The 11,098-nt window shown below is 68.6% G+C and carries 12 protein-coding genes; 5 read left to right on the top strand and 7 right to left on the bottom strand.

Features of this window, described 5'->3' with window-relative positions; genetic code table 11:
• Positions 1-172: 172 nt before the first annotated feature.
• The 3 genes from FF041_RS32140 to FF041_RS32130 all read right to left on the bottom strand — a co-directional run bounded on the left by FF041_RS32140 (position 173) and on the right by FF041_RS32130 (position 3,348).
• Positions 173-544, bottom strand: coding sequence for an ASCH domain-containing protein (locus tag FF041_RS32140; protein ID WP_153525986.1), 372 nt, complete (start codon positions 542-544; stop codon positions 173-175).
• Positions 545-555: 11 nt separating this feature from the next.
• Positions 556-1,626, bottom strand: a complete 1,071-nt coding sequence (locus FF041_RS32135) for an XRE family transcriptional regulator (RefSeq protein ID WP_323393308.1) — start codon at positions 1,624-1,626, stop codon at positions 556-558.
• Positions 1,627-1,869: 243 nt separating this feature from the next.
• Positions 1,870-3,348, bottom strand: coding sequence for a multicopper oxidase family protein (locus FF041_RS32130; protein WP_153525985.1), 1,479 nt, complete (start codon positions 3,346-3,348; stop codon positions 1,870-1,872).
• Between the two features lie 257 nt (positions 3,349-3,605).
• Between FF041_RS32130 and FF041_RS32125 the strand changes: the two genes are divergently transcribed.
• Positions 3,606-4,436, top strand: a complete 831-nt coding sequence (locus tag FF041_RS32125) for an SAM-dependent methyltransferase (RefSeq protein ID WP_153525984.1) — start codon at positions 3,606-3,608, stop codon at positions 4,434-4,436.
• A 125-nt stretch (positions 4,437-4,561) separates the two neighbouring features.
• Here the strand turns inward: FF041_RS32125 and FF041_RS32120 are convergent, their stop codons facing one another.
• On the bottom strand, positions 4,562-5,773 hold the full coding sequence (locus FF041_RS32120) for an acyltransferase family protein (protein ID WP_153525983.1): 1,212 nt from the start codon (positions 5,771-5,773) through the stop codon (positions 4,562-4,564).
• 202 nt (positions 5,774-5,975) lie between these two features.
• Here FF041_RS32120 and FF041_RS32115 point away from each other — a divergent pair, with 202 nt between their 5' ends.
• Positions 5,976-7,091 carry a DUF2855 family protein gene (locus FF041_RS32115; protein ID WP_323393306.1) on the top strand — a complete coding sequence of 372 codons (1,116 nt, stop codon included), beginning with the start codon at positions 5,976-5,978 and terminating at the stop codon, positions 7,089-7,091.
• Positions 7,092-7,211: 120 nt separating this feature from the next.
• Here FF041_RS32115 and FF041_RS32110 read toward each other — a convergent pair whose 3' ends face one another.
• Positions 7,212-7,349, bottom strand: coding sequence for a hypothetical protein (locus FF041_RS32110; protein ID WP_153525981.1), 138 nt, complete (start codon positions 7,347-7,349; stop codon positions 7,212-7,214).
• 94 nt (positions 7,350-7,443) lie between these two features.
• A complete protein-coding gene (locus FF041_RS32105) occupies positions 7,444-8,184 on the bottom strand; it encodes a methyltransferase domain-containing protein (protein ID WP_323393304.1) in 741 nt (246 codons plus the stop codon).
• Between the two features lie 71 nt (positions 8,185-8,255).
• Between FF041_RS32105 and FF041_RS32100 the strand changes: the two genes are divergently transcribed.
• The 3 genes from FF041_RS32100 to FF041_RS32090 all read left to right on the top strand — a co-directional run bounded on the left by FF041_RS32100 (position 8,256) and on the right by FF041_RS32090 (position 10,089).
• A complete protein-coding gene (locus FF041_RS32100) occupies positions 8,256-8,393 on the top strand; it encodes a hypothetical protein (RefSeq protein WP_153525979.1) in 138 nt (45 codons plus the stop codon).
• Positions 8,394-8,397: 4 nt separating this feature from the next.
• Positions 8,398-9,024, top strand: coding sequence for a hypothetical protein (locus FF041_RS32095; RefSeq protein WP_153525978.1), 627 nt, complete (start codon positions 8,398-8,400; stop codon positions 9,022-9,024).
• Between the two features lie 342 nt (positions 9,025-9,366).
• Complete coding sequence (locus FF041_RS32090; protein ID WP_153525977.1) at positions 9,367-10,089, top strand: GntR family transcriptional regulator; 723 nt, start codon at positions 9,367-9,369, stop codon at positions 10,087-10,089.
• Positions 10,090-10,310: 221 nt separating this feature from the next.
• On the opposite strand, the gene FF041_RS32085 is transcribed toward FF041_RS32090, so the two are convergent.
• Positions 10,311-10,796 (bottom strand): GNAT family N-acetyltransferase, encoded by a 486-nt coding sequence (locus FF041_RS32085; protein ID WP_153525976.1) that lies wholly within the window; start codon positions 10,794-10,796, stop codon positions 10,311-10,313.
• Between the last annotated feature and the right edge of the window lie 302 nt (positions 10,797-11,098).

The raw sequence follows: 11,098 nt of genomic DNA, 5'->3' as shown, positions 1-11,098 counted from the left end.
GCCTCCGACCCGGACGGCCCGTACCGAGCCCGAGAGGGCGGGTACGGGCCGTCCTGCGGATGCGGGGCCGGTACGGGGCTGGTACGGGACAGGCCGCTGCGGCTCCGTACGCGGTGGTGCACGCCGGAGTCGTACGCGGCTGAGTACGGGTCCCCTCTCCCCGGGGGACCGGTCAGCCTCCGGTGTCGGCCTGCACGAGGGCGAGGTGGAGGGCGAAGACGCCGAGGGCTTCCTTCTCGGGCGGGTAGATGCCGCGGATCGCGGCGGCGAGTTCGTCGCGGGTCGCCTCCGGGCCGCCGATCGCGGTTGTGTCCTCGGCGTCGAGCATCACGGTGAAGGACTCGTATTCCTTCACGGCGGTGATGCGAGTGGTCACGGACTCGTCCGCGCAGGTGATCGTGAGGGTGTCGCCGGGGGTGATCTTGCGGATCTTGGGATAGCCAACGCGTACCTCGGTGGTCTTGGCACCGGACGCGATGAGGTCGAAGTACGGCTTGCGGATGGTGAGGGAGTGCTCGCGGGGCTGAGGGTCGTTGGTCGTCATAGCGGTGTCCTTCACGCTCCGGGGGAAGCTGCGGGCAGGGCCGGGCGGGCGGCGGCCAGCCGTTCGCTCAGGCCCTCGACGGCCGCCTGGCAGGGATAGCGGCGGTTCAGGAACGAGGTGAGGTCGCCGGCGCGGTGGCGGACGGAGTCGACGACGCGGGCGGAGCCGAGGGCCTGGTGGCCGAGGGCGACGGCGTCGTCGAGGTTACCGAGGAGGGCATGGGCGAGGGCCAGATCGATGCGGGCGATGGCCTCGCGGCTCGGGGACCTCGATGCCGCAGGGGCCGCCTCATAGATCGCCAGTGCCTGTTCGGCATGTTGGCGGGCTTGTTCGGCCTGCCCCAGCCAGATGAAAGAGGTCGCCGGATAGGAGGTGAGGGCATAGTCCGCGAGGGGCAGGACGTCCATGCCGAAGCGGCGGGGCGAGCGGGGCGGCAGGAGTCGATGGGCGTCCTCGGCTGCCCGGAAGGCTGTGGTGAAGCCGTCCGCGTTGCCGTCGGCGGCGGCGGCGCGGGCGGCCTGGGCATGCAGCCGCACGGTCAGCGGGTGGGTTGCCGGGGCGTCGATGAGGCCCTTGAGGGCCGCGTCGCGGGCTCTGCCGGGCCGTTGTTCATACAGGTTGATGGAGGCGGCGGCGTCCATCGCCCACGCGCTCAACTGGCCGTGTCCGGACTGCTGTCCGTGGACAAAGGCGTCGGTGGCGAACGCGAGACCGGCGCGGGCGTCCCCGAGGTCGTGGGCGAGCCAGGCCAAGAGCTCGGACAGCCAGCCTGCGAACGCCAGCAGTTCGCGTTCCTGGCGGTGGGTGTGCCGACCCCGCAGGAGGGCGTCGACCTTGCGCCGGTAGTCGATCACCGCGTCGAAGACGGCCTGGGGCGGCTTGAGGGAGTACGCGCGGTTGAACTCGGTGACCGCGAGGTCGAGGTGGTCGAGCGTGCCGGAGCCGAGCGCACTCGCCTCGGCCTGCCGGGTGAATTCCCGGGCGTCGGCGGCGGCCTGTTCCAGCACCCAAGCCGCGGCGGCCGGGGAGGCCAGGGCCAGTCCGGCGAGTTTCACCGCCTTGCGACGCTTCGTCGCCTTCACCTCCGTGAAGGTCCGCGGATCCGTGCCGGAACGCTCCGCTTCTCCTTCGGGAAGTCTTCCAGCCGCAGCGCGCCCGTACTCCACAGCGGACTGCTCTCCTGACGAGCCGGCCGTGGGCCCGGCGGAGGGAACCCCAGGCTCACCCCGGAGCCGCCCGCACGTCCGCCCCGGTGCGCGGGCGCCGGGGCGGACGTGGACGTGGACGCGGACGTGGACGTGGGACGGCGGGTCAGGCCGTACGGTCTATGGAACGATCTCCATCTGGGCCATCATCCCGGCGACGTTGTGCTCCTGCATATGGCAGTGGTACACGTACCGCCCCGGGTAGCCCTTGAACGTGGCCTGCAGACGGACCGTCTCACCCGGATTGACGAGCACCGTGTCCTTGAAGCCCTCCTCACCGGGCAGCGGCGGTTTGCCGTCCCGGTCGAGCACCCGGAACTGCACCAGATGCAGATGGAAGGTGTGGTCGATGGCGCCGAACTCCGAGTCCGCCGTGTCCGCGTTGTAGATCTGCCAGATCTCCGTCGTACCTTCCTTGATCGTGGTGTCCACCCGGTTCGCGTCCCACGACAGATCGTTGATCGCGTACGCCATCTTCGAGGGCGCGACCCCCAGCTTGAACTGACGCGTCCGCGCCGGAGTGGCCAGCGGCGGCAGCGCGCGCAGCCGCGCGGGCACCGTGCTGGTGTCCGGGACGATCCGGTTCACGTCGAAACGCATCACCGGCCCGCTCGGCTCGGAGAGCACCAGCTTGGTGCCGATGGGGTGGCGGGAGAAGTCCACCACGATCTCGGCGCGCTCCGCCGGGGCGAGCTTCAGCTTCGTACGGCGTACGGGCTCGGGCAGCAGACCGCCGTCGGAGGCGATCTGCACCATCTCCACGCCGCCCAGATCCAGATCGAACGTCCGGTAGATCGAGGCGTTGAGCAGCCGGAATCGGTACTTGCGCGCGGCGACCTGGAAGTAGGGCTGCGGCTTGCCGTTCGCGAGGAAGGTGGAGCGGGCCTGCGGCTGGGTGACATCGAGGATCAGACCGCCCGCTGCGTCGAAGTGCGCGTCACGGATCATGATCGGCACGTCGTACGCCCCACTGGGCAGATTGAGCGCCTGCTCGTCGGCGCCCTCGATCAGATAGAAGCCGTGCATGCCCTTGTAGACATGCTCGGCCTCCATGTGGTGGGTGTGGTCGTGATACCAGAGGGTCGAGCCCAGCTGATTATTGGGATAGTCGTACACCCGGGATGCGCCGGCGGCGATGAGGTCCGTCGGATAGCCGTCGCTGCTCGGCGCGACATGCGCGCCGTGCAGATGGACGTTGGCGCCCTTGTCGAGACGGTTGACATAGCGGACCTTCACGGGGCGACCGGCCTTGGCGCGGATGGTCGGGCCCATGAAGGAGCCGTTGTAGGTGATGGCTGGGGTCTTCAGACCGGGCAGGATGTCGACGTTCGCGGTCTGGAGGGATATCTCGTAGAGGTCGTAGGCGGTACGCCGCCCCACCGGCTTCAGCACCTGGGGTACCGGCATCTTGGTGGAGAACGGAGTCGCAGCCGCCTTGGAGCTCATCTTCGCGTTACCGGCGAGGGCATGGCGGTGCCCCATCGGACGGGCGGCGGTGTTCCCGGAGCCCCCGGCTTGCGCGTTGGCGAGCACACCCGCCGCACCGCCCGCCACCACCACACCACCGCTGAGCGCCAGCATGCGTCGTCTGTCCAGCATCTGTTCCCCAATCAGTACACAGGTAGGTAGAGGGGCGGGCGGGGAGGTCACTCGGCTTCCGCCGGGCCCCGCGGCCGCACGGTTCCCCAACCGGCGCGATGTCCGCCAACGCGATCCTTACAGCGCGGCTGGGCGCTGTCCCCTTCGAAAGTGCTCTCTGCGGGCGGCCCCTGACGTGCGGCGAAGACCCCGGTACGGCGGCGCAGCACAGCAAGCGCGGAGATGTGCGGGTATCGGCGCGTCCCGACGATGGGGGCATGGATGACGTACTGGCTGACCCCGTGGACATCGGCAGGCACTACGACGAACGCACGCCCATCGGCGAGGAGTTCCGGGGCGGCCAGCTGCATATGTGGTACTGGTACGACCGCGACGACGACGCCTCGCTGCCCGAGGCCGTCCACCGCACCACCCGCAAGGTCACCGAGACCCTGGGGCTGCGCCCCGGCGAGCATGTTCTGGACGCCGGATGCGGTCCGGGCGAGACGGCGGTGTATCTCGCGAAGGAGTACGGAGTCCGGGTCACCGGGGTCACCGTGAGCGGCTTCGAGATCGGCGCGGCCCGGAGCAAGGCCGAGGACGCCGGGGTCGTCGACAAGGTGCGTTTCCAGTACGGCGACTATATGGAGCTGCCGTTTCCCGACGGCTCGTTCGACGCCGTGCTCGCCCTGGAGTCGCTTCAGAACGCCCCCGATCTGGGCCGGGTGCTCAAAGAGCTCTTCCGGGTGCTGAGGCCCGGCGGCCGGATCTCGTTCTCGGACTTCAGCCTGGAGTCGGACGCGGAGCCGAGGCGGGTGGAGCGGTTCATGACGACGCTCAAGCTGCCCGTGCTGCCGACCCTGAGCGAGTGGCTCGCTCACACGGCCGCCGCGGGGTTCGCCGTCGAGGAGTACACCCAGTGCGGTCCCCGGGTGTTCGGGATGAAGGCGAAGTATCTGGAGACGGCGATGGGCCGGCGGGACGAGATCGCAGAGAAGTTCGGCGAGACCGAGATCGCGGAGTTCTCCCGGCTGCACCGCGGATTCTTCGCCCCGAGGAAGGACCAGATCGGGTACGTGATCGTGGCCGCCCGCAAGCCTCGCGGCTGACCGCGCCCCGGCGCCCCCCGCTGCCCCGTCGTCCTGTCGGCTGCCGGAGTCGCCTGCGTACGTTCCGGGGAGGCGTCGTCGTACACAGTCCCGTACGACGACGCCCGCGTCAGCCCGCCGGGGCGTCACAGCAACGTCGACTCCCGGGCAGCCGTCGGTTCCGCGGCCCCGCCCGGCCCCGTCGTCTCGGCGGTGTTGGTCACGGGTCGCCCGCGCCGTCGCCGCGAGGTGGCGAACCGCCGCATCACCGGGCCCTCGACCAGGGTGAACAGCAGCCACGACAGCAGCAGCGTCGCCCCGAACAGCAGCGCCAGCACCCCGATCGCGCCGGGCGCGCTCCAGCTCTCGTTCTGCCCGAGCAGCCGGTGGCCGTAGGTCAGCACCAGGGCATGGGTCATATAGAACGCGAAGGACACCTCCCCGAGCCGGACCATCACCCGGCTGGAGAGCAGGGTGCGCGCTCCGGCGCTCGTCTCCGCCGCGCAGGACGCCACCAGCAGCCCCAGCGGCACCAGCATGACGGCGACCGGGTAGTACCCGGACGGGAACATCGGGGCGAGGGCGTACGCGGCGACGGTCAGGGCCAGCGAACCGCCGAAGGAGAAGGGCAGCCGGCGCCGCTCCAGGACGATCCGCGCCAGCAGGATGCCGAAGACGAAGTCGAGCAGCCGGGTCCCCGGGAACTGATAAACCAGCCACATCTCCGACACGGTCACGTTCACCGGCGGCAGCGGCGCCTGGTCCGGCAGCAGCCGGGCGAGGAGCGGCACGGCGAACACCATCGCCACGACGGCCGCGGCCCACCCCCACAGACGCTCCGGCCGGATGCGGTTGATCAGCCGGATCAGCAGCGGGAACAGCGCGTAGAACAGCGCCTCGCAGGAGAGCGACCAGGCCACGGCGTTGAAGCTGCTGCGCACCATGATGTCCGGCGACCACGACTGCATCAGCAGTGCGTTGAGGATCGCGTCCCCGACCGCGAGCGGCACCGGGGTCAGCCAGGCCGCCAGCCCCAGGGCGGCGGCGAAGGTCACCAGATGCAGCGGATAGATCTTGAAGAAGCGCCGCCGCAGAAACGCCGGGACGGTGTCCCCCGGCCGGACCGACCAGGTCAGAATGAACCCGCTGAGGATGAAGAAGAAGCTGACGCCCGCCCAGCCGCCCTGGTAGAAGAGCGAATGGGCGGTGCTCTGGTGCTCCTCCGAGGTGAAGAACCGCTGCCAGAGCGCGTGATAGAAGAAGACCATCGCCGCCGCGATGAACCGCAGGCCCGTCAGCGCGGGCAGCCGGGCGGAGAAGGCGGTCGGACGCGTTCCGGCTCTCGGAAGTTCTGTCATCTGGAAATGCCTCCCGGTGCTGGCCTGATCAGAACCCCGCGACCTTGACAGCTCACCGATGCCCCGGCATCTCCCAGCGTGCGGTGCCGCCAGCACCCCAGGTCGTCAGCGCACACCAGGAGATGCGGCGGTGAAACGGCCCCAGCACGATGGGTCTCCAGACCCGGTCTCAGGTGCCCGGAACTCGACGGAGGAGAGAGACGTGCCCGAACTGGAGAGGTGGGAGCTGCTGGTCAGGCGGGACGACCTCACCCAGCGCGAGATCCGCCCGATACCCGGGGACACCCTGCGGCCGGGCCAGATCCGGCTCGCCGTCGAGAATTTCGCGGTCACCGCGATCAGCGCGACCTATATGCGCCTCGGCGACTCCGAACTCCCCTTCTGGGACGCCTTCCCGGGGCCCGAGGGCTACGGCAGGGTGCCGGCCTGGGGGCACGCGCGCGTCGAGGAGTCCAACCATCCCGGCATCGCCGTGGGGGACCGCTGCTACGGACTGCTGCCGATGGCCACCCATGTCACGCTCACCGTCGACCCCACAGAGCGGGGATTCACCGAGACCTCGCCCGCACGGGAGTTCCTGCACCCCTGGTACCGCACCTACCTCCGGACAGGGGAGGCCGACCTCGCGGACGACCACGCCACCCTGCTGCGACCGCTGTTCTCCGCGTCGTTCAACGTCGCCCACTGCCTCACCCACCGTACGGACGCCCCGCCTGCGGGCGAGTTCCTGGTACGCCGCGACGGCCCCGCCCCCCGCTCGGTGCTGATCACCAGCGCCTCCAGCAAGACCGCGATCGGCCTCGCCGGGCTGCTCGCGCCCCGGCGGGACCTCACGGTCACCGGGGTCACCTCCGCCCGCAACACGGCGTTCGTCCGCTCACTCGGCCTCTACGACACGGTCGTCGCCTACGACGACCTCACCCCCGCCCGGATCGAGGCGCCGACCGTCCTGGTGGACTTCACCGGAGTGGCGGACCGGCTCTTCGAGGTCGCCGCGTACGCCGCGGACTCCCTGACCCAGATCCTCCTGGTGGGCTACACCCACCCCGGCGCGCAGATCGATCCGCCGCCGGAGCTCATCGACCCCATGCCGGAGATCTTCTTCACCCCGCCGGAGGAGGACCAGCTCATCGCGGCGGAAGGCGAGCAGAACTATCTGACCCGGTACACGGCCGCCGAGCGCCGCTTCATCAGGGAGGCCGCGTCCTGGCTCTCCGTCCGCCGGGCCAAGGGCCCCGAGGCGCTCCTGGACGCGGTGGACCGGCTGCTCACCGGCGGACTTCCCGTGGACACGGGAACAGTCGTCAGCCCCAGCTGACCGGCGGCGAAACAGTCGCCAGCCGCAGCTGACCGGCGTGAGGACGGGTGACCGTACCCGGTACGCGTGTCCCGACAGCCCGCCGGCACCGGCGGGCACGACGGCGGGGCCGGAGTCCCATCAGGATTTCGGCCCCGCCGCTGTACGTAACGCCGCGACGCCCTCCGCGCCGAGCTCGCCGAGCAGCAGATGGTCGCCGTGAACGCACCCCACCTCGTCGCCCTCGTCCGCGCCGGGGCCCGCTTCGAACGCGGCCATCTCGCCCAACGGTCCGAGCCCCTCGCGGCATGAACAGGCACCACCGCAGAAGGCACGGATCTGCCTGAGCGCGGAGTCGGTCAGCCGCCTGTTCCTAAAGGTCCGCGACGAGAAGTCGGTAGCCGACGTCCAGTGTTTCGCGGTCGAGCAGGTCAGCATGGCGATCGTGCCACACGCCGGAAGACAGGTCGCTGGACAGCCGGGCCAGGCCCGGACGGAGGACCTCCTCGCCGGTTTGGGCGAGCATCGATATGCCTGCTCGCACTTCCGGATCGAGGTATGCCTCAGGTCGGCGCCAGAAGGCAGCGCCGAATCCGTCAGTGCAGTCGTACGGGATCGGGACCGTCTCGATGCGGGCGCCTCCCAGCAGCGCAATCAGCCGGTCGATCGGAACAGCGTGTGCGTCGACGAACTCGGCTACCTCCGGCAGGTACTCGGCCAGCAGCCAGAACCTGCGGAAGACGGCCTGGTCCCACGTGAAGATGACGACGCGCTGCCGGCTGATCCGAAGGAGTTCTCCGATACCGGCTTCCAGGTTCGTCCAGTGGTGCACGGTCAGCAGGGCCATCGCCGCGTCGGCCGAGTCGTCGGCGATGGGGATCGATTCCGCGGATGCCTGTAGGGCCCGTGCGGATCCGGCCGGACGTTGGGCGATCATCACTGCACTGGGTTCAACCGCCAGCACCGTTTGTGGTGGTTCATAGGAGCCGGCGCCAGCACCAACGTTGATGACAGTCCGGGCATCGCCGAGCGCTTCGTGGATCTCGACCGCGATCCGGCGGTCGGGTCGTCGCGTGTGATTGTAGGTCGCACCGATGCGGTCATACGTCGTCACGACGGACAGTATGCCCCGTCACTCACCACCTGCTTGTCTACGAGGGAGTCGCCCGGAACGGCACGAAGAAGGTGACGCTCATAACCATCGTCCAATACGCCCGCAGGACCAAAGACCGGGACTACGACGCGGGCAAGGGCAAGAAGATCGGCGTCATCACCGCCTACTGCAGGGGCAGGGACAGGTGCCCCGACTGGGTGAATGATTGACCTCATGGACGAAGACATCGTGGAGTATCAGGCGGACATCGCCCGCCTGATGCTCCACCACATCCACGCATCTCTCGCCGGGGACCAGTACATCCGCGGCGTCCTGCCTGCGCCGCCGCCCGCTGAAGCCGTCCGTATCGTCACCGGACCCAAGGCCCACGCCCCCGACGGGCTGACCGCCTACGAGATCCCCCTCGACGGAGACGACCTGCTCCCGCTCTCCACCATCACCGGAATCCTGCGCACCCTCCACACCGGAACCCACATCTACCCCAGCCGCAGCATCAGCAGCGTCATGGGCATGAACCTCGTGCGCGTGGAGCCCGCGACTGTCGAACCGGCCGATCCCACACCGGAAGACACCGCCCTCACCCTCCTGCACGCCCTGGCCTTCCGCGACGAAGAGCCCAAGCCGCGCCTGCTCGGCTTTCTCCTCACCGACAAGGACCGACTGCGCCTGTACTTCGACACCGAGGACCCATCGGGAACAGTCGCCGCCGATGTACGGACCTCCGGCGCGCTCACCGCCCTCATCGCGGCCCTGCCGTCCCTGATCACCGAGGAGGAACGCCTGACGGTCGACGACACCGACCCGCACTGCTCCCGGGTCATGGACCTCACCGGCTGGTGAACCCGCCGAGTGGTGTGCCCCACCCGATGAGGCCGGCCCTGGCGTGGTGCCATTTCGGTCTCGGAGCACTGGGTGTGGTGGAGGTAGAGGCAGTACGCGGCGGTCGCCAGGCCCGCTCCGGCGGCGAACGGCCACCAGAAGAGGAAGGAGAAGCCGCAACAGCGGCCCAATGAGGTGAACGATAGCCTTGAGCATGTCGACGCTCCCAGAAGGCGTCGGCCACGCTCCCGGATCGGTACCACGATCGCGGGGGTATTTGACGTTCTAGCTCACTCACGGTTATGTGGGCTAGCCCGCAAGCCCCTGGAATGGGTCGTCACCCAAAGGTGGGAAGGTGCGGTCATGCACCCCTATCAGGTCATCGCAGAGAAGTACCGGGAGCAGATTCGTGACGGAGAGCTAACGCCAGGTCAGCGACTTCCGCCGATCACAGAACTGACTGAGGAACACGGTGTTGCCAGGGCGACCATTCGGAACGCCCTCACGTGGCTTCAGGCTGAGGGATACGTGACCACGACGCAGCGAGGCACTTTCGTTGCCGAGGTCCCCACGGCAGGACCAAGCGGCCGCGATCGACTGATGCGCGTCTACAGGACCGGCACCACCCTCGCCAAGGGGGAGACAAAGCTCGTCACCTCGGCAGGACTGGCGGCACCCCCGCTCTACGTATCCGAGCTGTTCGACCTGAACCCAGGGAAGAGGGTGGTACGTCGCGAGTACGTCACCGGCCAGGGCTCATTCCGCACAGGGCTACACGTCGATTGGTATCCCCCGCATCTCGCGGACGAAGTGCCCGACCTACTCAGGACCGAACCACGCCGTGGCGACGACCTGATGGTGCAGCTCGCGGAAACGCTGGGTCGTCGCGTGAAGTTCGGACGCGATGCATTCCACGGACGGGAGGCTTCAGAGCGGGAGGCGCGTCTACTCTCGATCCCAGTTGGCTCAGCTGTAGGCGCAGGCGCTCATGAGTTGCTGGACGACGACGGCTTGATCGTCTACGGCGAGTGGGTTCTACCGCGCCGCTTCACGATCGGTTTCGAGTACACACTGGAAACCGAATAGCCAGAGCAGATGACGAGCCCCCCGAGCCGTCCAGACCTGGGAGCTCGCTCGTATGTGCCTACGGAGCATCAGGCATGGGACTCGACCTGCTGGAGATAGGTGCGCACGCCGTGGAGAAGGGCGCCCCAGCGAGAAAGACCTCCGCTGGGGCGGACGCCCACTCGCCCCCGCGGCCTGACGACCGCGCCGGACGCCCCGGTCACAACCCGCAAATCCCGCTATCAAGCGGGCGAAACCCGGCGGGCAGGGACCTCAAAGACGAGTTCGAGACCGTCCTCCTCATCCCACTGCTCTCCGACCTCAACGAAACCGAAGCCCGAGATCGTGGCCAGGGAGGCCACGTTGTCGGGGCTGATCGTCGCCCGCACGGTCGTAACTGCGGTTTCGGCCGCTGACCGGCGAAGCAACTCGATCAACGTGGATCGGGCGTATCCCTGGCGGCGGAACTGGGGAGCGACGGAATAGCCGATCTCGACCATGCCGACCTCATCGGGCGGTCCGTGGAACCCGGCGTGTCCGACGACGAGACCCTTGTCGCCGACGACCGCTTGCCGCATCATCCACCGTGCATGGCCCGGATCGGCGGCCATCTGGTCGAGCCGGAACTGCCACAGCCACCGTGCTCCGTCGGTCAGGAAGTACTCGGTCAGAGAAACCCCTGCCACCCTGCTGGCTTCGGACAGGTCTCCATCGAGCAATGCGGACATCGCCACACCGGACAACTCTGCAAAACGGACACACTTCGGGTTCCGCGTGAACGGTCCCCAGTAATCAGCATCATCTGTCACCCTCGGATGCTCGCCGACCAACCCGAAGGGCGTCCAACGATTTCGAAGCAGCCCAGCAGCCACCCCGCGACGTCATCCACCACCACGAGATCAGCTGACGGCCGACCTGCGCCGACGCCAGCGGAATCCGTACGTCCGGGACTTCCTCCCCGGGCTGGAGGAGACGGTCGGGAAACAGCAAAGCGCTGCGGGCATCTGACGGACTACGGTCGGGCCACGAC

The sequence above is a fragment of the Streptomyces jumonjinensis genome, from assembly GCF_009600885.1.
Taxonomy (GTDB): domain Bacteria; phylum Actinomycetota; class Actinomycetes; order Streptomycetales; family Streptomycetaceae; genus Streptomyces; species Streptomyces jumonjinensis.
Note: the sequence above shows the minus strand (reverse complement) of the source record. Positions and strands in the feature narration are given on the sequence as shown.

Coding starts and splice junctions, on each gene's coding strand:
- FF041_RS32090 (WP_153525977.1), top strand. CDS start 9,367: ATGCACCCCTATCAGGTCATCGCAGAGAAGTACCGGGAGCAGATTCGT.
- FF041_RS32120 (WP_153525983.1), bottom strand. CDS start 5,773: ATGACAGAACTTCCGAGAGCCGGAACGCGTCCGACCGCCTTCTCCGCC.
- FF041_RS32085 (WP_153525976.1), bottom strand. CDS start 10,796: ATGTCCGCATTGCTCGATGGAGACCTGTCCGAAGCCAGCAGGGTGGCA.
- FF041_RS32140 (WP_153525986.1), bottom strand. CDS start 544: ATGACGACCAACGACCCTCAGCCCCGCGAGCACTCCCTCACCATCCGC.
- FF041_RS32110 (WP_153525981.1), bottom strand. CDS start 7,349: ATGGCCGCGTTCGAAGCGGGCCCCGGCGCGGACGAGGGCGACGAGGTG.
- FF041_RS32125 (WP_153525984.1), top strand. CDS start 3,606: ATGGATGACGTACTGGCTGACCCCGTGGACATCGGCAGGCACTACGAC.
- FF041_RS32095 (WP_153525978.1), top strand. CDS start 8,398: ATGGACGAAGACATCGTGGAGTATCAGGCGGACATCGCCCGCCTGATG.
- FF041_RS32130 (WP_153525985.1), bottom strand. CDS start 3,348: ATGCTGGACAGACGACGCATGCTGGCGCTCAGCGGTGGTGTGGTGGTG.